The sequence below is a fragment of the Exiguobacterium sp. s39 genome (assembly GCF_018618925.1).
GTDB lineage: Bacteria > Bacillota > Bacilli > Exiguobacteriales > Exiguobacteriaceae > Exiguobacterium_A > Exiguobacterium_A abrahamii.
This window is the reverse complement of record NZ_JACSNA010000001.1, coordinates 1,357,978-1,381,383: the sequence shown is the minus strand read 5'-3', so window position 1 is coordinate 1,381,383 and position 23,406 is coordinate 1,357,978. Positions and strand designations below refer to the sequence as shown.

Annotated in this window: 22 protein-coding genes and 1 other annotated feature; all 22 genes read left to right on the top strand. The window is 49.4% G+C overall.

Going from position 1 to position 23,406, the window contains the following annotated elements:
* Positions 1-48: 48 nt before the first annotated feature.
* Positions 49-828 carry a cell division protein FtsQ/DivIB gene (locus tag KNQ11_RS07345; protein ID WP_050677530.1) on the top strand — a complete coding sequence of 260 codons (780 nt, stop codon included), beginning with the start codon at positions 49-51 and terminating at the stop codon, positions 826-828.
* Between the two features lie 229 nt (positions 829-1,057).
* The gene (gene ftsA, locus KNQ11_RS07340) at positions 1,058-2,362 is read left to right on the top strand and encodes a cell division protein FtsA (protein WP_029342138.1); all 1,305 of its coding nucleotides are present in this window, start codon (positions 1,058-1,060) and stop codon (positions 2,360-2,362) included.
* 47 nt (positions 2,363-2,409) lie between these two features.
* Complete coding sequence (gene ftsZ, locus KNQ11_RS07335; protein ID WP_029342137.1) at positions 2,410-3,564, top strand: cell division protein FtsZ; 1,155 nt, start codon at positions 2,410-2,412, stop codon at positions 3,562-3,564.
* Positions 3,565-3,648: 84 nt separating this feature from the next.
* The gene (gene pgeF, locus KNQ11_RS07330) at positions 3,649-4,425 is read left to right on the top strand and encodes a peptidoglycan editing factor PgeF (RefSeq protein ID WP_023468799.1); all 777 of its coding nucleotides are present in this window, start codon (positions 3,649-3,651) and stop codon (positions 4,423-4,425) included.
* Positions 4,412-5,083, top strand: coding sequence for a YggS family pyridoxal phosphate-dependent enzyme (locus KNQ11_RS07325; protein WP_050677528.1), 672 nt, complete (start codon positions 4,412-4,414; stop codon positions 5,081-5,083). Before pgeF ends, KNQ11_RS07325 begins: the two co-directional genes overlap by 14 nt.
* Positions 5,084-5,276: 193 nt before the next feature.
* Positions 5,277-5,603, top strand: coding sequence for a cell division protein SepF (locus KNQ11_RS07320; protein ID WP_231496839.1), 327 nt, complete (start codon positions 5,277-5,279; stop codon positions 5,601-5,603).
* 2 nt (positions 5,604-5,605) lie between these two features.
* Positions 5,606-5,881, top strand: coding sequence for a YggT family protein (locus KNQ11_RS07315; RefSeq protein ID WP_023468796.1), 276 nt, complete (start codon positions 5,606-5,608; stop codon positions 5,879-5,881).
* On the top strand, positions 5,878-6,648 hold the full coding sequence (locus KNQ11_RS07310) for a YlmH family RNA-binding protein (protein WP_029342133.1): 771 nt from the start codon (positions 5,878-5,880) through the stop codon (positions 6,646-6,648). The genes KNQ11_RS07315 and KNQ11_RS07310 overlap by 4 nt, the downstream gene beginning before the upstream one ends.
* Before the next feature lie 25 nt (positions 6,649-6,673).
* Complete coding sequence (locus tag KNQ11_RS07305; RefSeq protein ID WP_023468794.1) at positions 6,674-7,195, top strand: DivIVA domain-containing protein; 522 nt, start codon at positions 6,674-6,676, stop codon at positions 7,193-7,195.
* Positions 7,196-7,436 (top strand) — a binding site (T-box leader).
* Positions 7,437-7,493: 57 nt separating this feature from the next.
* Positions 7,494-10,229: an isoleucine--tRNA ligase gene (gene ileS / locus KNQ11_RS07300; RefSeq protein WP_214770889.1), complete on the top strand. Its 2,736-nt coding sequence runs from the start codon at positions 7,494-7,496 to the stop codon at positions 10,227-10,229.
* 72 nt (positions 10,230-10,301) lie between these two features.
* Entirely contained in the window at positions 10,302-10,778 is a 477-nt protein-coding gene (gene lspA / locus KNQ11_RS07295; protein WP_023468792.1) for a signal peptidase II, read from the top strand.
* On the top strand, positions 10,775-11,698 hold the full coding sequence (locus tag KNQ11_RS07290) for an RluA family pseudouridine synthase (RefSeq protein ID WP_035396726.1): 924 nt from the start codon (positions 10,775-10,777) through the stop codon (positions 11,696-11,698). Before lspA ends, KNQ11_RS07290 begins: the two co-directional genes overlap by 4 nt.
* Positions 11,699-11,946: 248 nt before the next feature.
* Positions 11,947-12,477, top strand: a complete 531-nt coding sequence (gene pyrR, locus KNQ11_RS07285) for a bifunctional pyr operon transcriptional regulator/uracil phosphoribosyltransferase PyrR (RefSeq protein WP_035396895.1) — start codon at positions 11,947-11,949, stop codon at positions 12,475-12,477.
* Between the two features lie 51 nt (positions 12,478-12,528).
* Entirely contained in the window at positions 12,529-13,842 is a 1,314-nt protein-coding gene (locus KNQ11_RS07280; protein ID WP_214770875.1) for a uracil-xanthine permease family protein, read from the top strand.
* Positions 13,843-13,965: 123 nt separating this feature from the next.
* On the top strand, positions 13,966-14,901 hold the full coding sequence (locus tag KNQ11_RS07275) for an aspartate carbamoyltransferase catalytic subunit (protein ID WP_050677525.1): 936 nt from the start codon (positions 13,966-13,968) through the stop codon (positions 14,899-14,901).
* Positions 14,885-16,156: a dihydroorotase gene (locus KNQ11_RS07270; RefSeq protein WP_214723649.1), complete on the top strand. Its 1,272-nt coding sequence runs from the start codon at positions 14,885-14,887 to the stop codon at positions 16,154-16,156. The genes KNQ11_RS07275 and KNQ11_RS07270 overlap by 17 nt, the downstream gene beginning before the upstream one ends.
* Positions 16,149-17,237 (top strand): carbamoyl phosphate synthase small subunit, encoded by a 1,089-nt coding sequence (locus tag KNQ11_RS07265; RefSeq protein WP_023468786.1) that lies wholly within the window; start codon positions 16,149-16,151, stop codon positions 17,235-17,237. The genes KNQ11_RS07270 and KNQ11_RS07265 overlap by 8 nt, the downstream gene beginning before the upstream one ends.
* Positions 17,230-20,439, top strand: coding sequence for a carbamoyl-phosphate synthase large subunit (gene carB, locus KNQ11_RS07260; RefSeq protein ID WP_214770872.1), 3,210 nt, complete (start codon positions 17,230-17,232; stop codon positions 20,437-20,439). Before KNQ11_RS07265 ends, carB begins: the two co-directional genes overlap by 8 nt.
* Positions 20,436-21,167 carry an iron-sulfur cluster-binding protein gene (locus tag KNQ11_RS07255; RefSeq protein WP_214770856.1) on the top strand — a complete coding sequence of 244 codons (732 nt, stop codon included), beginning with the start codon at positions 20,436-20,438 and terminating at the stop codon, positions 21,165-21,167. The genes carB and KNQ11_RS07255 overlap by 4 nt, the downstream gene beginning before the upstream one ends.
* Complete coding sequence (locus KNQ11_RS07250) at positions 21,164-22,096, top strand: dihydroorotate dehydrogenase (RefSeq protein WP_214770853.1); 933 nt, start codon at positions 21,164-21,166, stop codon at positions 22,094-22,096. Before KNQ11_RS07255 ends, KNQ11_RS07250 begins: the two co-directional genes overlap by 4 nt.
* Positions 22,071-22,772, top strand: coding sequence for an orotidine-5'-phosphate decarboxylase (pyrF, locus tag KNQ11_RS07245; protein ID WP_214770838.1), 702 nt, complete (start codon positions 22,071-22,073; stop codon positions 22,770-22,772). The genes KNQ11_RS07250 and pyrF overlap by 26 nt, the downstream gene beginning before the upstream one ends.
* A complete protein-coding gene (pyrE, locus tag KNQ11_RS07240) occupies positions 22,766-23,401 on the top strand; it encodes an orotate phosphoribosyltransferase (RefSeq protein ID WP_214770835.1) in 636 nt (211 codons plus the stop codon). The genes pyrF and pyrE overlap by 7 nt, the downstream gene beginning before the upstream one ends.
* Positions 23,402-23,406 lie beyond the last annotated feature (5 nt).

Genomic DNA, 23,406 nt, shown 5'->3' with positions numbered 1-23,406 from the left:
AAAGACCGATAGGGAAATGAACTGTTACGTATAGAGGGGGAATGAGACGTGAGGGAACGGAGAGCGGTCGGACGACCACAAGAGGACGAGAACGTCCGTAGCCTCGAGGATAAGATACCTTATATCCGTGAACAACGTCGCAAAAAAGCCAACCGAAGACTCATTTATGTCCTGATTCTGATTGGTCTATTGGTCGGTGTCGTCTTTTATCTACAATCGAGTTATTCTCGGGTTGCTCAATTTGATATCGAGGGTAATGTCAATGTGAAGTCTGCTGATATCTTGCAAGCGTCCGGGATTAAGGTGAAGGAAACACACGCCTTTAATGTATCGGAAGAAGACGTTCTTGAGCGAATCGAGAAGGTTCCGGGTATTCAAGAAGCGACGATGCAAAAACAGTTTTTGCATCAATATCGCGTGACGGTGACGGAAGAGAAAGAGATTGCTTACGCGAAGGATAAACCGGGAGACCGGATCGTGCTTGCGGACGGGACGATCATTCCTGGAAAGTCGAAGGAAGAACTATTCGATGCTCCGATCTTGACAGGATTCACGGATCAGTCATTAAATCGATTGACGAAGGAACTTGTTAAAATCGAGCCGAAAGTACGTAGCCGGATTTCCGAGATCGTCGCAAACGATAAGACGGACAAAGGCGGTCTGAAGTTATTCATGACGGATGGGAATACGGTATTACTCAGTACGTCTGCCTTTTCAAATTCCTTGAATGAATACGTGAAGGTCATTTCTGCCTTACCGAAAGGAAAGACGGGAACAATTACAATTGATGGCGGTATCTATTTCAAACCATATAAAGGGAAAAAATAGAAGATTCGTAAAGGGTTGACGAACAAAAAAACAAACGTGTGTTTTCATTCGTCGACCATTGTTCGAATCGTCATCAAATCGTAATCTATTCAAACGCTAAGACGGGCAATAACTTCTTTTCGTAAGTATTTATATAGTGTAGACTTAAACGAGAAGAAGCCTGTCCTGTTCCTAGAATATAATTAGGAATAAAAAGGATTAGTATTATGAAAGTGGAGGTGTCACTCCCATGGAAACGAAAGGTACGATTGCCGCACTCGACATAGGGACATCGGAGGTGAAACTCATCGTCGGTGAACTACTTGGTGGAACGCTGAACGTTCTTGCTGAAGGTTCTGCACCATCCGCGGGTGTTAAACGAGGTGTCATCGTTGACATCGATCAAACGGTACATGCCATTAAACAAGCGGTCACGGAAGTGGAACGTACACTTGGTGAACCAATTGGTGAAGTATATGTTGCTATCTCTGGCGAACACATTCAAGTGAAGGATTGCCAGGGGATGACATCAATCAAAGGTGAGGACAATGAAATCACGGATGATGACGTGAAAGATGTTCTGCATTCTGCGATGGTCATGCGAATTCCAAACGAACTCAGTGTTGTCGATGTTCTGCCAAAGACGTTTACGGTCGATCAGCAAACGGAGATCACTGATCCTAGAGGAATGATTGGTTATCGTCTCGAAGTAACAGGGAAGCTCATCATCGGAGCAAAGACGATCCTACATAGCATTAAACGTTCCATTGAACGGGCTGGTTTAGAGCTTGCTGGATATGTGCTGGAGAGTTTAGCGGTATCTAGAATCGCAGCATCGATTGATGAACTCGAACTCGGTGTTGGAATCATCGACATCGGACATGAGACGACGACACTTTCCATTTATGAAAAGAATGACCTCGTCTACTCGACGACGTTGCCATACGGTGGCGATCATCTGACACGTGATTTGACGTATAAGATGAATTGTAAATATCAAGATGCGAAGCTCGCAAAAGAAGAATACGGTGTTGCCCTTGAAGCACTCGGTGATCCGGAAGAGAAAGTTTCTTACGTCACGATCAACGGGGAACATCGTTTCGAGCCACAATCAGAAATCGGTTTCGTGTTAGAAGCGCGACTTGAGGAAATCTTCGAGATGATTCAAAAACGAATGACGCAAGCCGGATATGCTCATATGAACAGCGGTTTAATCTTGTGTGGCGGAAGTTCTTCATTACCGGGAATCGACCAGCTCGGGAAACGAATCTTCAAGCAGAGCGTCAATGTCTATCAACCTGCTAGTCTTGGTATTCGTCATCCGAAGTATGCCGTCGCAGCTGGTATGTTACGTTATGTACTTTCAAGAAGCGCCGTATCGAAATCAGGTTTCGACCGAGCGGAAGAGAAGGAAGTCGTAGCACACGGACGTGAACAGGATGCACTGCTCATGAACGAACAAGCGACACCTGTTCGAGAAGAACGGTCGACACGTGAACAGCCTCCAAAAGAGAAAAAGTCATTCAGCAGTTTCTTTGAGAAATTCTTTGGTTAATGCCTACAAAAAATCCAATGAGTAAAAAATATTAGGGGGCCCTTTTTATGTTGCATTTTGATGAAATGATGGACCAAGTAGCAAAAATCAAGGTCATCGGTGTAGGTGGTGGCGGTTCGAACGCCGTCAACCGAATGATTGAACACGGTGTCCAAGGCGTAGAATTCATCGCAGTAAACACGGATGCGCAGGCATTGAACATGTCACAAGCTGACGTAAAACTACAACTCGGTGCTAAATTGACACGTGGTCTCGGTGCAGGTGCCAATCCGGAAATCGGTAAAAAAGCGGCGGAAGAGAGCCGTGAGCAATTAACGGAAATCCTTTCTGGCGCTGACATGGTCTTCGTCACAGCGGGGATGGGTGGCGGAACTGGTACAGGAGCAGCTCCTGTCATCGCGGAGATTTCAAAAGAGATCGGTGCATTGACAGTCGGTGTCGTTACAAAACCATTCATGTTCGAAGGACGTAAACGGATGCAACATGCTGTTTCAGGTGTCCAGAACTTCAAAGAAAAAGTCGATACGTTGATCGTCATTCCGAACGATAAGTTACTTGAAATCGTCGATCGAAACACACCAATGCTTGAAGCGTTTAAAGAAGCGGATAATGTCTTGCGTCAAGGTGTACAAGGTATCACTGACTTGATCGCCGTACCTGGTCTTATCAACCTTGACTTCGCTGATGTGAAGACGATCATGACGGAAAAAGGTTCTGCTTTGATGGGTGTAGGTGTCGCAACAGGCGAACACCGCGCGACGGAAGCAGCGAAAAAAGCGATTTCGAGTCCGTTGCTTGAGACATCGATCGAAGGCGCGAAAGGTGTCCTTATGAACATCACGGGTAGTGCGAACCTCAGCTTGTACGAAGTGACGGAAGCCGCACAAATCGTTCAGAGTGCAGCCGATGAGGAAGTCAACTTGATCTTCGGTTCTGTCATCAACGATAACCTAGAAGATGAAATTATCGTCACAGTCATCGCAACGGAATTCGAAAACGAACCACTCGATTTCGAAATTCCATCTGCACAAGAGATGATGAAAAACCTCTTGAAGAAAAAACAAGCGACTCCACCACCAACAGAGGAGTCTAAACCACAAGTCGAAGAGACACCTGTCAGCTCGAATCCTGAACCGGCTAAAGCGCCAGATGTCGAAGAAACGATGGATATTCCATCTTTCCTTCGCCGGAATAATCGTTGATCGATGTTCCAGTGACACGACTGCTAAACGATGAGGTGTCGCGAAAGCGGCGCCTCTTTTTTTAAAATCAAAGGAGGCATGAACATGTTTGGACAATGGATCAAATGGGATACACCGACAGGTACCGTACGCGCCGCCTTTACGACGAAGTTCGCTGCCCCTCATGAAAATGGAAATTTAGGGTTACATGTCAACGATGATCGCGATGGTGTCATCCAGAACCGACAAGTCATCGCACGTCAGCTTGATCTATCTCTCGAGAACTCGATTTGGGCACAGCAAGTTCACGGAAATCACGTTGAACAGGTGACGACACTTGACTCTGGGCGCGGTGCTTTGGATTACGAAACAGCGATTCCGGGTACAGATGGATTGGTGACGACCGATTCGAATGTTCTATTGATGATGCTCTTCGCTGACTGTGTGCCGCTTGTCTTCTGTGACCCGACGACAGGAATCATCGCGAATACGCACGCCGGTTGGCGCGGAACTGTCGGCAATATCGTCGAGGAAACAGTCAAGCAAATGGAACGTGCGGGTGCGAGTCGTTCATCGATTCAAATGGTCATTGGTCCATCGATCCGTGATTGTTGTTACGAAGTCGATCAACCCGTCATCGATGCAATCGATGCGCTTGAACTCGATGAGTCTCCTTACATACGCAAGGAAGATGGAAAAGCGATGTTATCGCTACAAAAAACGAACGCTGCGCTAGCTGAGCGTTGTGGAGTGGGTGATGTCCTTGACTCAGGTCTATGTACACACTGTCAGGCGGAAGATTACTTCTCTTATCGCCACGGCGACCACGGTGGTCGCTTTGCAAGTTTGATCGTAAAGGAGTCATTGGATGTCAATTCTTGATAATGTACAAGAGGTTACGAAACGAATGAAACAAGCGAGTGAAAAGAGTTCTTCAGAAAAGCAGGTACAGTTGATTGGCGTGACGAAATCAGTCTCAAGTCAAGTTGCTTCTGAATTATTAGCAGCAGGTGTGACCCATCTCGGTGAAAATCGTCCGGATGGATTGCTCGAAAAACAGGCAGAGCTCGGACGAACCGCCTGTACATGGCACTTCATCGGTACGCTACAAACGCGTAAAGTTCGTCAGATCATCGATGCCATTGACGTGCTGCATTCTCTTGACCGTCTTCATTTGGCGGAAGAGATCAATAAACGAACGGACCGAATCATTGATTGTTTCATTCAAGTCAACGTTTCGGGAGAAGAATCGAAGCAAGGCATCGCGCCTGAGGATGTACCGTCGTTCTTACATGAAATCGGTCAGTATCCAGCGATTCGTGTCATCGGACTGATGACGATGGCACCGTTAACGGAAGATACGACGCGTATCCGTGAGGTATTCCGGTCATTAAAAACATTGCAAGAAGAGGTCAAGGCGAAAAAATTGTCGTATGCTCCATGTACGGAGTTATCTATGGGAATGTCATCGGATTTTGAGATCGCCATCGAAGAAGGGGCGACGTTCGTCCGAATCGGGACAACGCTCGTTCACACCTAAACGAGAAGAAGGGAGAATGGATATGGGTTTTAAATCAAAAATGCAAAATCTATTTCTCGGCAACAGCGACGATTTAGATGAACTTGAATATGAAAATGATGCTACAATAAATAAAGGTAGAGGTGCTTCACAACAAGAGTACGAAGAGTATTACGAGGAATCTACCCCAAGTGTTACTCAAAAGGAGGACAGCGTGAGACAATCGAATATCGTGCCGCTTCATGCGACGAAAAAAACGAAATCGCAAGTCATCTTGAGTGAACCACGTGTCTTCAACGAAGCCCAGGAAATCGGGGAACATCTTCGTCAGAACCGTGCTGTCATCGTCAATATGCAGCGTATGTCAAAAGATCAATCACGACAGATGATCAATTTCTTATCTGGTGTCGTCTTCGCTCTCGATGGAACGATTACGACGATCAGTCAGAATACCCTCCTCTGTGTTCCGAACAATGTCGAGTTAGCTGGTAGCATCTCGAATCTTCTTGGAGAAGATGATATTAATCATAAGGGGTGGTAAGTATGGATTCTCAAGTGATGTACGCGATTGGTCGTACATTAAGTACGTTATTACAGTATTACAGTTACGTCATGATCGTTTATATCCTGCTTTCGTGGTTCCCGAATGCCCGTGATTCTAAATTCGGACAAGTGCTCGCGATGTTAGTCGAGCCATTCCTAGCGCCCTTCCGTCGTATCATCCCGCCTATCGGGGGCATGCTGGATATCTCGCCGATTGTAGCCTTCCTCGTCTTGAACTTGGCTCAATCGGGTATCCGAGCAATCTTTTTAGTATGAGCGTATACGATCATTATCGTGGAAGCGAGCGGGAATTCGTCGATTCAGTCTTGAACTGGATCGATCATGTGGAAGCGACCTATACGTTCAAATTAACGGATTTCCTAGATCCACGTGAACAACAAATCACACAAGAACTCGTCGGTTCGAAATGCGCCCTCTTTTTTGAGGGCGGTTTCGAAGGCGCTGAACGTAAACGGGCAATCCTCGCACCAGATTATTATGAATACAACGCGGATGACTTTGACATTTCCATCTATCGCATTCATTATCCTACTAAATTCGTTGAACTTTCTCATCGTCAAGTCACCGGTACATTATTGAACGTCGGATTGAAACGAGCTAAATTCGGCGACGTCATCATTCAGGATCAAGTACAGTTTGCCGTCGCGGACGAAGTCGCGACCTATATCGAAGCAAACGTCGAACGAGCAGGGAAGACGAAGATTCGTCTTTCGCGTGTTGAGGCGGAAGACCGTTTGAAAGTGAAGGATCAAGAGTGGGAAGAGACACTTGGGTTCGTCAGTTCACTTCGGTTCGATACGGTCGTGAGTGAAATTCTCGGCTTCTCGCGTCAAAAAGCACAGACGCTCATTAAACAAGGTGAAAGTAAGGTCAATTATAAAGTAGTGGATGATTCGAGCTTCATGCTAGAAGAAGGCGACTTGCTTTCCTTGCGTGGAACAGGACGCGTCAAGTTGATTGCAATCCTCGGATCAACGAAACGTGACCGGATCAAGCTACAATACGGTATTTTAAAAGGATAAGATAAATGCGGAGGAGGAATTCATCATGCCATTAACGCCACTCGATATTCATAATAAGGAGTTCACACGAAAGTTTCGCGGCTATGACGAAGATGAAGTGAACGAATTCCTAGATCAAGTCATCAAGGATTTTGAATTGTTGTTACGTGAGAATCGTCAACAACAGGAAGTCATCCAAAACATGCAAGCACGCGTTGATTACTTCAGTTCGATGGAAGAAACATTGAATAAATCGATCATCGTCGCACAGGAAGCAGCTGAAGAAGTCAAAGCCAATGCTTCAAAAGAAGCGAGCTTGATCCTAAAGCAAGCAGAACGTGAAGCAGAGCAGTTGCAAGATGCAGCGCAACGCCGGGCACAACGGACGGACTTCGAAGTAGAGCAAATGCGCAAAAAAATCGAACTCTATCGTAATCGATTCAAAGTATTGATCGATGCGCAGATGGAATTATTGACGAGCCATGACTGGGATGCGTTTGATTTCTCTTCTCGTGGAGCGCTTGACGATGTTCCAGCAGTTGCGTATAATGACGACGATGTCGTATAAATAAAATCAATGACAAGGACACGTCGCATCTTGGACGGTTGACAGCGAATCGGGGAATGGTGGAAGCCCGAGCAACGAAAAAGATGGGGTATCCCCTTGGAGTGCATGACTGAACGTTCGCTGAACAGTAAGTCATGCCGGCTCACTCCCGTTATCGAGTTCTTAAGCGGTCCTGCGTCGTCAAAATGGCGAGCGGGATTAGTAGGGTGGTACCGCGAGTTCAGCCAAGCTCGTCCCTATCTCAGGGATGAGCTTGGCTTTTTTTGTACTTTTAAAGCGAAAGGTGAGAGATAGTCAGATGGATTACAAAGAAACCTTATTGATGATGAAAACGGAGTTTTTAATGCGAGGCAACTTGCCAAAACGTGAACCAGATATGCAAGCACGATGGGAAGAGATGAATCTCTACGCTGCGGTCCAGGAAAAAAACGCTGGAAAGCCAACGTTCATCCTCCACGATGGTCCTCCGTATGCGAATGGTGACATCCATATGGGTCACGGATTAAACAAAGTCTTAAAAGACATCATCGTTCGTTATAAATCGATGAATGGCTTCCAGTCTCCATACGTGCCTGGTTGGGACACACACGGATTACCGATTGAAACAGCACTTCAAAAAGCCGGTGTTGATCGTAAATCGATGACGGTCGCAGAATTCCGTGAATTATGTGCGAAATATGCGCTGGAACAAGTCGATCACCAACGCGAACAATTCAAACGTCTCGGCGTTCTCGGTGACTATGACAACCCATACATCACTCTTCAACCAGAATTTGAAGCAGCTCAAATTCGTTTATTCGGCGATATGGCGAACAAAGGCTATATCTACAAAGGGAAGAAACCGGTCTATTGGTCACCGTCTTCTGAATCGGCATTAGCTGAAGCAGAAATCGAATATCAAGATAAACGGTCAGCTGCCATCTATGTCGCGTTCCAAGTCATGGACGGAAAAAACATCTTAGAGCCGACGGATCATTTCGTCATCTGGACGACGACACCATGGACGATTCCAGCGAACCTCGGAATCTCTGTCAGTGCGGAATTAACGTATGCGCGGATCGAGTATCAAGGAAAAGGCTATATCGTAGCGGAAACACTTGTTCCTGAAGTCATCGAAGCACTCGGATGGGAAGATGCAACAGTCGGACGTGTCTTTAATGGTGCGGATTTCGAATACATGAAAGCAAAACATCCACTGTACGACCGTGAATCACTCGTCATGCTTGGCGATCACGTTACAGCGGAAGCGACAGGTGTCGTTCATACGGCTCCAGGTCACGGGGAAGATGACTTCCACATCGGTCAAGCTTACGGTCTTGACGTCCTTTGCCCAGTCGACGATAAAGGGATCATGACAGCAGAAGCACCTGGATTCGAAGGCATGTTCTATGAAGATGCGAATAAAGAAATCGGTCTTGCCCTCGAAGAAGCCGGTGCACTCTTGAAACTATCGTTCATCAAACACTCGTATCCACATGACTGGCGGACGAAAAAACCGGTCATTTTCCGGGCAACACCACAGTGGTTCGCTTCAATCAAAGACTTCCGTGCGGAAATCCTTGATGAGATCAAAGGCGTCCAGTGGGTACCAGAGTGGGGGGAAACACGTCTCCACAACATGTTCAAAGACCGCGGCGACTGGGTCATCTCACGTCAACGTGCTTGGGGCGTTCCACTTCCAATCTTCTACGCTGAAGATGGAACGGAAATCGTCACACCAGAAACGATTGATCATATCGCGAATCTATTTGCAGCTCACGGATCAAATGTCTGGTATGAGCGCGAAGCAGTCGACTTGCTTCCTGAAGGATTCACACATCCAGCAAGCCCGAACGGTATCTTCAAAAAAGAAACGGACATCATGGATGTCTGGTTCGATTCTGGTTCATCACATGCCGGTGTCCTTGCGACACGTCCTGAATTGACACGTCCAGCGGATCTCTATCTTGAAGGATCTGACCAATATCGTGGTTGGTTCAACTCATCGCTATCGACAGCCGTCGCAACGACAGGAAAAGCACCATACAAAGCGGTCGTCAGTCACGGATTCGTTCTGGATGGTCAAGGTCGCAAGATGTCGAAATCGATCGGTAACACGATTGCACCGATTCAAGTCATGCAACAATTTGGAGCAGAGATCCTTCGCTTGTGGGTGGCATCAGTCGATTATCAAGCTGATGTCCGAGCATCGATGGATAACTTCAAACAAGTCTCAGAATCATATCGTAAAATCCGGAACACGGTTCGTTTCCTCCTCGGAAACTTGGATCAATTCGATCCTGCGATGCACCGCGTCGCATTTGAAGACTTACCAGAGTCAGATCGTTTCATGCGTACGAAACTGGACCAACTTGTTGGAAAAGTAAAAGCGGCTTATGATGCGTACGACTTCATGTCGGTCTATCAATTGCTCCATAACTTCTGTGTCCTTGATTTGTCGTCGTTCTACCTCGATTACACGAAAGATATCCTGTATATCGAAAAAGCAGACGCGACATCGCGTCGTGCGGTTCAGACGGTCATGTATGATACAGTCGTTGCCTTGTTGCAATTGATGGCACCTGTCTTGCCACACACAGCAGACGAAGCATGGGAATTCGTACCAGCTGTTGAAACGAAGAGTATCTTCCTGACAGACCTTCCGAAAACGGTCGAAGTCTCAGAAGAAGGACTTGCCCTCATCGAGAAATGGAACGCGTTCCTGACATTCCGCGATGATGTCTTAAAAGCACTCGAGGAAGCGCGCGTTGAGAAACTCGTCGGTAAGACACTCGAAGCGAAACTCTTGCTTGCACCGAAGGAAGAGACGAAAGCCTTGCTCGGAACAATCGATCATCTTGAGCAGTTACTCCAAGTCTCACAACTCGAATTCGTTGAAACGGCGGATAAGATGTATGAGACGACCGGCATCACGGTTCAAAAAGCTGACGGTGAAAAATGTGAACGTTGTTGGACATATTCGACGGAACTCGGACAAGATCCGGCTCATCCGACGCTTTGCCCACGTTGTACTGAAGTCGTCAATTCTTTATAATGATACAAAGGGAGGGGCGACTGCGACTTCGCAGGACGCCCCTCATTATTTTTGGATGCGGAGGACAATAGGATGTGGCTTTACTTAGGGATTGCTGCTTTACTCGTTGGAATCGACCAGTTGACGAAATGGATTGTCGTTCAAAATATGACGATCGGTCAAGCCATCACGGTCATTCCGGATTTCTTTTATCTCAACTCGTATCGGAATCGAGGCGCTGCGTGGGGCATGCTCGAAGGTAAATTCGGCTTTTTCTTCATCGTTACGGTCGTCGTCGTCATTGGATTGATTTACTTCCTCTACAAGGAAGGCACGAAAAATAAGGTATTTGCTTGGAGCATCGCGTTATTGCTCAGTGGTGCGATCGGAAATTTCATTGATCGAATGGCACGAGGAGAAGTCGTTGATTTCTTCCACTTCTTCCCGTTCGGCTATAATTTTCCGATCTTTAATGTCGCAGACGTCTGTTTGACGTTTGGTGTCATCACGATGCTAATTAGCGTCATGTTCGAAGAACGGTTGACTAAGAAAGGAACGATGGATAAATGAATGAAGTAGAAACATGGTCCGTGCAAGCGGATGGAGCGACAGGGCGCATTGATAAATGGCTCGCAGAACAAAACGATTGGTCGCGTTCGCAAGTACAGGAATGGTTGAAAGCGGGGCGCGTCGAAGTCGACGGTCGTGTCGTCAAACCGAACTATAAATTATCGGGAACGGAATCGATTGAGGTCCATATCCCGGAAGCAGTGGAACTCGAAATCTTGCCGGAAGACATCCCACTTGATGTCGTCTATGAAGATTCGGACGTCATCGTCGTCAACAAACCAAAAGGGATGGTCGTCCACCCGGCGGCAGGGCATGTCTCAGGAACGCTCGTCAACGCCTTATTACACCACTGTCAAGATCTCTCAGGCATCAATGGCGTCAAACGACCAGGAATCGTTCACCGAATCGATAAGGATACGTCAGGTCTGTTGATGGTCGCTAAGAACGACTTAGCGCATGAATCACTTGCGCATCAATTGAAAGAGAAGACGACGGAGCGTCTTTATATTGCGCTCGTACACGGTGAAATCCCGCACGAACTCGGAACGATTGAAGCGCCAATCGGACGCGATAAGAACGACCGTCAACGGATGACGGTAACGGATAAGAATTCAAAGTCTGCCGTGACCCATTTCCGTGTTCTTGATCGGTACGAGGGCTTTACGGTCGTTGAATGTAAACTTGAAACAGGACGGACGCACCAAATCCGTGTCCATATGCGTTATATCGGTTTCCCTCTTGCTGGTGACCCGAAATATGGTCCACGCAAGACGATGAAAATGAACGGTCAAGCCTTGCATGCTGCGGTTCTCGGTTTCGAACACCCACGCACAGGTGAGTGGATGCGGTTTGAAGCACCGCTCCCAGAAGAGATGACATTTGAAATCGGTCAATTGAAAAAACTTGAATTAGAGTCTTGACGTTTTTCTAATAAAACGGTAGAGTATCACCTAGAGAGCGATGCGAGACATCCTCTACTGACACTTCGGTCGTCCGAGTGACGATCCTACCTAACTAGTATCACCTTTAATCGAGTCCGGAGAGGCTGCGAAAGGGAGAACCTACCACGATTGTGTGTAGGCATGCATACATGACGTATGCCATGATTCTGTCTTCGATGACCTTCTGCGGATTTCCGCAGAAGGTCTTTTGTATGAAAGGAGAAACCATGAAACCAGCCGTCATCTTAGATGAAGCCGCGATCGGACGTGCACTGACACGGATCGCCCATGAAATCATCGAACGTAACAAAGGAATTCATGATTTGATGATTGTCGGAATCAAGACGCGAGGCGAGACACTCGCTCGTCGACTTGCGAAGCGCATCGAACAAATCGAAGGAAAACCGGTCTTACTCGGTGTCGTCGACATCTCAATGTACCGGGATGACTTGTCGAAACGAAGTTTAGAACCAGAAATCAAAGGTTCTGATCTACCGGAAGATATCACCGGGAAAATCGTCGTCCTCGTTGACGACGTGCTCTACACAGGTCGCACCGTTCGCGCCGCGATGGACGCGCTCGTCGATCACGGAAGACCGAGTATGATTCAACTCGCTGTACTCGTCGACCGCGGACATCGGGAGTTACCGATTCGACCAGATTTCATCGGTAAGAACGTCCCGACATCCCGTGAGGAACAAGTCGTCGTTGCGCTCGCCGAAGTCGATGAAGCCGATCAAGTATTCATTAAACGCTAAAATTCAAAACCTTTAAGGTGGTCCAGAGAGACCAGAAAGGGAGTCATCCATATGGCAAAACATGCCGCAGTACTTGATGTACAAGAAGTACCTACTCACCCTCTAAACTGGCTGATGCTCAGCCTACAACACGTCTTCGCGATGTTTGGTGCGACCGTGCTCGTCCCGCTCTTAACGGGACTCAACACATCGGTCGCGCTCGTCGCAAGCGGAGTCGGCACACTGATTTTCCTCGCCGTTACCCGCTTCAAAGTACCCACATATCTTGGTTCGAGTTTTGCCTACATTGCCCCGATCATTGCCGTCAGTGAACGGTGGGGTGTCGAGGATGCGTTAATCGGCGGAATGGTCGCTGGACTCGTCTATGGACTTGTCTCACTCCTCATCCGCTACACAGGAGCTGCTTGGTTGCTTCGGTTACTCCCACCGGTCGTCATCGGACCGGTCATTATGGTCATCGGTCTATCGCTCGCCCCGACCGCTGTCAACATGGCGATGAACGGAGCGGGCGGTAAGTACAACGGACTGTACTTCCTCGTTGCGATGGTCACACTCGGCGTCACACTCCTTGCGATGACGTACTTAAAAGGAATGTGGAGTACGATTCCGATCCTGTTCGGGATCACGGTTGGTTATCTCGTTGCGGCATCGGTCGGAATCATTGATTTCACACCACTCCAACAAGCAACGTTCTTCCACGTGCCGGACTTCACGATTCCGTTCTTGAATTACACACCATCGTGGAATACAGCCGCGTTGCTTCTGATCGTTCCCGTGACGCTCGTCACACTGACGGAGCACATTGGCGAACAAAAAGTGACATCACGGATCATCGGGCGCGAGACGCTCCTCGATCCAGGGATGCACCGGACCGTACTGGGTGACGGGATCGCGAAGACAGTCGCTTCGATGCTTGGCGGACCACCGGTTACGACGTATGGTGAGAACAACGGTGTCATGTCGATCACTCGTGTCTACAGTGTCTACGTCCTCGGTGGTGCGGCGGTTCTTGCGATCAGCTTCGGATTCCTCGGATATGTCGAAGGATTCATCAAGACGATTCCGACACCGGTCATGGGTGGAATCAGTATTCTCTTATTCGGAGTCATCGCGTCGAATGGTCTTCGGACGCTGACGGAAAGTAAGATCGACCTTGCCGATAAACGGAACTTGACGATCACAGCTGTCATTCTCGTCACAGGCATCGGAGGCGCGGCGCTTAAAATCGGCAACTTCTCTCTCGAAGGAATGGCACTAGCGACGATTCTTGGGATCATCCTGAATCTAGTTCTTCCAAAAACGACAGAGCAGGTCGAAGAAACAACGGAAACCTCTACAACTCAATCGGTAGCTAACAACTTTTAAGACGTTCCGAGAGAACGATAAAGTGAGGGCCATGAAAAGAAGCAGGGAATCACTCTGCCTTCTTTCGGCGCACCTTCACTTAGAAGGTGCGCCTTTTTCATGACCTGAAGAGGAGTGAATGACATGAAGACGATCCTAAAAAACCGGCATTTCGTCAATTTAGAAAGCTTATCCATGACAGAAATCAATTCTTTGATTGAACGCAGTCTCGCTTTTAAACGAGGCGAGCCAGCACCAGATTTTTCCGATAAGACACTCGTCAATCTGTTCTTTGAAAACTCGACCCGGACACGTTCTTCCTTTGAGATGGCAGAACATCGTCTGAACATGCATTTACTGCCGTTCGAAACGGCGACTTCCTCCGTGCAAAAAGGAGAAACGTTACGCGATACATGTAAGACACTCGAAGCAATCGGCGCCGACGGTCTAGTCATTCGCCACGGAGCGACCGGATATTACGAAGAATTGATGCAGACACTCGATATTCCGATCATCAATGCGGGAGATGGAAGCGGTCAACATCCGTCCCAGTCCTTACTCGATTTGATGACGATGGTCGAGACGTACGGAACGGTCGAAGGAAAAGTCGTCGTCATCTGTGGGGACTTACAACATAGTCGCGTCGCCCGATCGAACGCTGACATTTTAAAACGACTCGGTGCCATCGTCTATGGATCAGGACCTGTTGAGTGGTACGACCCTGCGATGGGCATACCGTATCTTCCGATGGATGAAGCAGTCGAGCAGTGCGACATCTTGATGTTACTGCGTGTCCAGCACGAACGGCATGACGGGTCGACGCGATTTGATCCAACAGTGTACCACGCCACGTATGGATTGACGCATGAGCGGATGAACCGTCTGAAGAATTCCGCGATCGTGCTTCATCCGGCACCGGTCAATCGGGGAGTCGAGATTGCCGACGAACTGGTCGAACATCCGCGATCGCGGATCTTTGAACAGATGAAAAACGGTGTCTTTGCACGCATGGCGATTCTGGAATGGTGCTTTTCAACGAAATCAATCAAAGGAGACGATGCAGATGACAACACGAATTGAGAATGCGAGATGGTACGAGGCGGGACAAGTCCGGACGGGGGATATTCGAATCGATGCCGGGAAAATCACGGATTTAGCAGCAACACCACAAGCGAACGAAACGGTCATTGATGCGTCTGGATTATTCGTCGCACCAGGATTCGTCGATATCCATGTCCACCTCCGTGAACCGGGCGGCGAACATAAGGAGACGATTGCGACCGGCACGGCAGCAGCAGCAGCGGGTGGATTCACGACGATTTGTCCGATGCCGAACACGCGTCCCGTACCAGACGATCGCCAAACACTCGATGCCTTGTTCCAGAAGATTGAAGAGACGGCGTCCGTCCGGGTTTTGCCTTACGCGGCGATTTCAAAAAATCAACTCGGACAAGAACTCGTCGCGTTCGACCAATTAACAGATGCCGTCGCGTTCACGGATGACGGTGTCGGAGTCCAGACGGCAGCAGTCATGCGGACAGCGATGCAACAAGCGGCACGCCTCGGGAAAACGATCGTTGCCCACTGTGAAGATGATTCGCTAAAAGCAGGATGTGTGCACGAGGGGAACTACAGTCGACGAGAAGGACTACAAGGTATTCCGTCGCTTGCTGAGAGCATCCACATCGCACGTGATGTCCTGATTGCAGAAGAGACCGGCTGTCATTATCACGTCTGTCATGTCTCGACGAAGGAATCGGTCCGTGTCATCCGTGACGCGAAACGAGCAGGGATCCGGGTGACGGCAGAAGTCACACCGCACCATCTTGTATTGATCGATGAAGACATACCGAATCAGGATCCGAACTTTAAGATGAATCCCCCCCTGCGAAGTGAAGCAGATCGCCAAGCACTGCTCGAGGGGCTAGCGGACGGAACGATTGATTGCATCGCGACCGATCACGCTCCTCATGCGGCAGAAGAGAAGGCACTCGGTATCGAACGCGCCCCGTTTGGCATCACAGGGTTCGAGACGGCCTTCCCATTGCTCTATACGAAACTCGTCTCTGAAGGAGAGATGCGACTTGAGACACTGATCCGGAATTTGACGGATAAGGCAGCAGCCATCTTTGAACTTCCTTACGGGAAACTCGAAGTGGGGGCGGAAGCAGATCTGGTTTTGCTTGATCTAGAAACGGAGCGTACTGTATCACCGGAACGATTCCGCTCAAAAGGCAAGAACACACCGTTCGCAGGAGAACGGTTAAAAGGATTCCCGGTCATGACGCTCGTCAAGGGAGAAATCGTATTCAAGGAGGACACAGCACATGCGTAAACGGACACTGATACTAGAAGATGGGATGACGTTTGAAGGAACGGCGTTTGGCTCAGATACGACAACAACAGGAGAGGTCGTCTTCCAGACCGGAATGACAGGGTATCAAGAAATGTTATCGGATCCATCTTACTGCGATCAGATGATCGTGTTGACGAACCCGTTGATCGGAAACTACGGGATTAACCGAGAAGATTATGAGACGACGCGTCCGCTCGCTAAAGCATTGATTGTCCGTGAACATTGTCAGACGCCGTCGAATTTCCGGAGTGAGATGTCACTCGATGCGGCACTTCAAGATCTTGATATTCCAGGATTAAGTGGAATCGATACGCGTCAACTGACACGACATATCCGTTCGAAAGGCGTCATGCGTGGGCGACTCGTTGACGGTGAGTTCGATTTAGCAGCAGAACTGGTTCATCTTCAAAACGCGCCAATCGAGACGGATCAAGTCAAGCGGGCCTCGACGGAACGAGCGTATATCATTCCGGGAGCTGGACCGCGCATTGTCCTCGTCGACTTCGGTGCAAAACTCGGAATCGTCCGCGAACTCGTCAAACGCGGCTGTGAAGTCGTCGTCGTGCCTTACGACGTCAGTGCAACGGAAGTCTTACGCTATCGTCCGGACGGTGTAATGCTATCGAACGGACCTGGGAATCCAAAGGATGTCCCAACGGCGATTCCGATGATTCAAGAATTGACGGGAAAAGTCGTCATCTTCGGCATCTGTCTCGGTCATCAGTTGATCGCACTAGCGCATGGCGCGGATACGTTCAAACTCCCATTCGGTCACCGAGGGGCGAACCATCCAGTCCAAGATATCCGGACAGGTCGCGTCGATATCACGTCGCAAAACCACGGGTATGCCGTCGACGAACAGTCATTACGCGATACCGTGCTTGAAGTGACGCATCTTGCGATCAACGACGGAACGGTCGAAGGAATCCGTCATACGACAGCAGCAGTCTTCTCGGTCCAGTACCATCCGGAAGCATCACCTGGTCCGATGGATGCGAACGGTCTATTCCAACAGTTTTTAGAAGAAATCACGAAACAACAGGAGGTCTCTCATGCCTAAACGTCAAGATATCCAGAAAATTCTCGTTATCGGGTCCGGTCCTATCGTGATCGGACAAGCAGCTGAATTCGACTACGCCGGAACACAAGCGTGTCAAGCCTTGAAGGAAGAAGGATATGAAGTCATCCTCGTCAACTCGAACCCAGCAACGATCATGACGGATCCAACGGTCGCTGATCGTGTCTACATCGAGCCCCTCCAAGCAGAGTTCGTCTCACGGATCATCCGCAAGGAACGTCCGGATGCCTTGCTTGCAACACTCGGGGGTCAAACGGGTCTGAACTTAGCTGTCGAACTGGATCGTCTCGGTGTCCTTGCTGAGTATGGTGTCGAGTTACTCGGTACGAAATTGTCAGCAATCGAAGAGGCAGAAGATCGTGATTTGTTCCGTCAACTGATGTTTAAACGCGGGCATGGTGTGCCGGACAGTGAAATCGTGCATACGCTCGAAGAGGCACAACAATTCCGGCAACAGATTGGTCTACCGATCATCATCCGTCCAGCGTATACGCTTGGAGGAACGGGCGGCGGAATCGCCAACACACCAGAAGAGTTCACGCGAATCGTCGAAGGAGGACTCAAGGCAAGTCCGGCAACACAAGTACTTCTAGAAAAATCAATTGCCGGGATGAAGGAAGTCGAGTTCGAAGTCATGCGCGATGCGACGAACCAAGCGATCATCGTCTGTGCGATGGAAAACTTCGATCCCGTCGGTGTTCATACCGGAGACTCGATCGTCTTCGCACCGACACAAACGCTATCGGATCGCGATTATCAATTGCTACGAAACGTCTCGCTCGATATCATTCGCGCACTCGGGATCGAGGGTGGATGTAACATCCAGTTCGCGCTGGATCCGACGAGCTTCGACTACTATGTCATCGAGGTCAATCCACGTGTCTCTCGTTCGTCCGCACTTGCGTCAAAAGCGACGGGTTACCCAATCGCAAAACTGGCTGCGAAGATTGCCGTCGGGTACGCCTTATCTGAATTAAAGAACCCGATCACCGAGACAAGTTTTGCTTCCTTCGAACCGGCACTCGATTATGTCGTCGCCAAGATTCCGCGTTGGCCGTTCGATAAATTCGAAACGGCAGACCGGACACTCGGAACACAGATGAAAGCAACTGGTGAGGTCATGGCGATGGGACGGACGATGGAAGAGGCATTACTGAAAGCCGTTCGTTCACTCGAGATTGGTACAGCTGATTTGTATATGCCACGCTTCATCGAACTGGCAGATGATGCCTCACAACAAGCGATTTGCCAAGCGACCGACGATCGACTCTTCGCCTTGTACGCGGGCTTCGTCCGCGGTTACAGCGTCGAACAGATTCATGACTGGACGGCGATTGATCGCCTGTTCCTTGAAAAGTTGCACCATATTTGGCAACTCGAGCAATCAGTCGCAACTGGTTTGACACCTGAACTACTCCTGCATGTGAAGCGGTATGGATTCAGTGACCCGATGCTCGCCCGAATCACAGGACAAACGGAAACGGAAATTCGCCGGATGCGTGAAGCACAAGCGATTCATCCGGTTTATAAGATGGTCGATACGTGTGCGGCAGAGTTCGCGTCCGATACGCCATACTACTACGGAACATACGAACGTGAAAATGAAGCCATCGCGACGAACCGTTCTTCGATTCTCGTCTTAGGATCAGGTCCGATCCGGATTGGTCAAGGAGTCGAGTTCGATTATGCGACAGTCCATTCGATTCAAGCGATTCGACAAGCCGGATACGAAGCAATCATCGTCAACAACAATCCGGAAACCGTGTCGACCGACTTCTCGATTTCCGATCGGCTCTACTTTGAACCATTGACGACGGAGGATGTCCTTGAAGTCATCCGAAATGAACGTCCGCTCGGTGTCATCGTCCAGTTCGGTGGACAGACGGCGATCAACTTAGCCGAGTCATTAGCAGCAGAAGGTGTAAAAATCCTCGGGACATCGCTTGAGGATCTCGACCGGGCTGAGGACCGGAAACAGTTCGAAGCAGCGTTGACGGCGCTCGACATTCCACAGCCACCGGGTAAAACGGCCGTGACGGTTGAAGAAGCGGTCACGGCAGCAGCGTCACTCGGTTACCCGGTCCTCGTTCGTCCATCGTATGTCCTCGGCGGTCGGGCGATGGAAATCGTTTATGCTCAAGAAGAACTAGAACATTACATGAAACACGCTGTCATCGCCTCACCGGAACGACCAGTCCTCGTAGACCGCTACCTGACAGGAATCGAACTCGAAGTCGACGCGATCTGCGACGGAACGGATGTCGTCATTCCAGGCATCATGGAGCATATCGAACGTGCCGGTGTTCACTCGGGTGACTCGATTGGTGTCTATCCGCCACAACGGGTCTCCCAAGACATCAAGGACCGGATCGTCGACTACACGACACGGATTGCAAAAGCATTCGGCATCAAAGGATTACTCAACATCCAGTTCGTCTACGCGGACGGCGCTCTCTATGTCCTTGAAGTCAATCCGCGTGCTAGCCGGACGGTGCCATTCATCTCGAAAGTGACGGGACTTCCGGTCGCACGGCTCGCAACGGACATCATTCTCGGTGAGACACTTGCTTCTTATGGGTTAACAAGTGGTGTTCTACCGGAAGAACCACTCGTCTCGGTCAAAGTACCAGTCTTCTCATTTGCGAAGCTTAAAGAAGTTGATCCGACACTCGGACCGGAAATGAAATCAACTGGTGAAGTCATTGGAACGGACCGGACGCTCGAAAAAGCACTCTATAAAGGGTTGCTCGCATCAGGGATGGCGATTCCAGAGCACGGTCGTGTCCTCTTGACAGTCGCAGATCCAGATAAAGCAGAAATGACGGATCTCGCACGACGCTTTGCCTCACTTGGATTCACGTTACTTGCAACGGAAGGAACGGCAGCCTACTTGACGGAGCAAGGATTACCGGTCCAGACGGTCGGCAAAATCGACTCGTCTTCCGAATCTATGCTCGACGTGATTGAAAAAGGGGAGATTGAATACGTCATCAATACGATGAGTCGGGACTCGCAAGTCACGAAAGATGGCTTCATCATTCGTCGGGCAGCAGCCGAGAATCAAGTCGTCTGTCTGACATCACTCGATACGGCGGAAGCAATTCTTCGTGTCATCGAAAGTCGCTCGTTTGAAGCCAGTGCGATCCAAGCCTTCACACACGAAAAGAAAGTGGTGATCCAATGAAGCAACTCTTGACGGTCGTCTCTCGACGAACGGTAGCTCAAGGTGCGACAGAACTCGTCTGTCGCCTCGAGCAACCTCAGGACATCGCGCCAGGGCGATTCATGCATCTTCGCGTCGGTCCACTCTTACGCCGACCGATCTCGATTGCCCGGGTCGATCATGATCTGATCACGTTTCTCTTTAAAGAAATCGGACAAGGAACAGCAGAACTGGCTTCTTTGCGTCCGGATGATACGATTGATGCCCTCGGACCGCTTGGAAACGGGTTTCCGATTGCCGCTATCCATCCAACTCAACGCGTCGTCCTCGTTGGTGGGGGGATCGGTGTCCCACCGCTGTATGAGACGATGCGCCAACTTGTCGCCCGGGGTGTGACATGTGAAGCGATTCTAGGATTCGATACGGCAACAAGCGTTTTTTACGAATCGGAATTCCAAGCACTCGGTAAGACGACGGTCACGACCGTCGATGGGACGCATGGTATAGCAGGATTCGTCACGGCAGCCTTACGTCCAGAAAGCTACGACGTCCTACTCGCCTGCGGACCGGAACCGATGTTGCGAACGTTACAGCAACAACCGATCGAACATAAGTATCTGTCGATCGAAAACCGAATGGGGTGCGGTATCGGAGCATGCTTTGCCTGTGTCTGTAAAACACCGACGGGCGGGTACGTTAAGACATGTTCCGATGGTCCAGTCTTTCGGGCAGAGGAGGTCGTATTATGAGAGAACGATTGCGTGTCGAGTTGCCGGGACTCTCTTTAAAAAATCCGATCATGCCAGCATCCGGATGTTTTGGATTCGGTGAGGAATATGCGAAGTTGTATGATTTATCAGAGCTTGGGGCGATCATGATTAAAGCAGCGACGGGTGAAGAACGCTACGGAAACCCGACGCCACGTGTCGCAGAGAGTGGGATGGGGATGTTGAATGCAATCGGTCTCCAAAATCCGGGTGTCGATGGCATCTTAACGAATAAATTGCCATTCCTCGAGACGTTCGATACGGCGATCATCGCCAATGTCGCAGGTTCGACACCGGAAGAATATGAGCTCGTCGCGGAGAAAATGAGTCGGCATCCAGGCATTCATGCACTGGAATTAAACATTTCCTGTCCGAACGTCAAATCGGGGGGGATTCAATTCGGAACGGATCAGTTGCTTGCCGCTGAGTTGACACGACGTGTGAAACGGGTCTCGACTAAACCGGTCTACGTCAAACTATCACCGAACGTCACTTCGATCGTCGAGATGGCGCGTGCCGTCGAAGCAGCTGGTGCAGATGGTCTGACGATGATCAATACACTCGTTGGAATGCGAATCGATGTCCGGACGGGACAGCCGATCCTTGCGAACCGTATCGGTGGATTATCAGGTCCGTCGATCAAACCCGTCGCGATTCGGATGATTCATGATGTCGCGCAAGTCGTCTCGATCCCGATCATCGGCATGGGTGGCGTGATGGAGGTCGATGATGTCCTCGAAATGATTTACGCCGGGGCTTCGGCTGTTGCCGTCGGTACCGCAAACTTCGTTAATCCATACATCTGTCAAGAATTGATTCAGCAGTTACCAGAACGGATGAACGAACTTGGCATCGATCATATTTTAGACATCAGGGGGAAAGCATATGAATCAACTTTACATCGCGCTTGATTTTCCGACCGAAGCAGAAGTCTTTTCGTTTCTCGAACGGTTCGAAGAGACACGACCAGCCGTGAAAATCGGGATGGAATTATTTTATGCAACAGGCGGAACGTTCGTTCGTAAACTCGTCGAGCGTGGACACGCGGTGTTCCTCGATGTCAAAGTCCACGACATTCCAGAAACGGCACGCCGGACGATGCGGGTCATCGGACAGCTAGACGTCGAACTGACGAACGTCCATGTTGCTGGTGGAAAAGAGATGATGATCGCGGCGCGAGAAGGACTGCGTGAGACGAACGCCGAGACACAACTGATTGGCGTGACTCAGTTGACATCGACGGATGAAGCGATGTTACGCGATTTAAAGATTGAAGGAGCGATGCCGGCAGTCGTTCGTGAATATGCGCAACTCGCAGAAGCAGCAGGACTAGATGGTATCGTCTGTTCAGCACTCGATCTTCCGGAACTAGTTTCAGCTTGTCGGACAGATTTTCGGTTCGTCACACCCGGCATTCGTCCGACGAACAGTCAAGCGGATGATCAAAAGCGGGTCGCGACCGTTCTTGACGCTCGTCAAAATGGAGCGACGGATTTAGTGATCGGTCGTCCGATTACGCGTGCAGAACATCCAAAACAGGTCTATCAGATGATACTTGAACAATGGAAGGGGCAATTCTCATGGTAAATCCAATCGCTAGTGCGTTACTCCGTATTGAAGCCGTCACCTTATCGCCAAACGATCCATACACATGGGCAAGCGGACTTCGTTCACCGATTTATTGTGATAATCGTTTGACGCTCTCGTACCCAGAAGTTCGTTCCTTGATTGCAGGTGCACTCGCTGAGAAAGTGAAGGGACTTGCAGTCGATGTGATTGCTGGAACTGCGACGGCAGGTATTCCACACGCAGCATTCGTCGCGGAACGACTAGGATTACCGATGGTCTACGTACGTAGTGGCAACAAGAAACACGGTAAAGGGAATCAAATCGAAGGTGTCATTCAACCTGGACAACGTGTCGTCGTCATCGAAGACTTATTATCGACGGGGATGTCAGCAATCGAAGCGGCGCAAGCTCTGCAAGCGAAGGGAGCAAATGTCATTCGCATTCAAGCAATCTTCTCGTACGGGATGGAGCGCTTGTCAAACAATCTCCGCGACGCAAAGATCGAAGCGGATGCATTACTGACGTTCGAAGCGTTACTCGAAACCGCACAACAACAAGGCGATATTACTATAGAAGAGCAAAAACAGTTGGCGGATTGGTCGAAAGATCCAGTCGCTTGGAGCGAACGTTTTATAGCGAACGTCTAAAATCG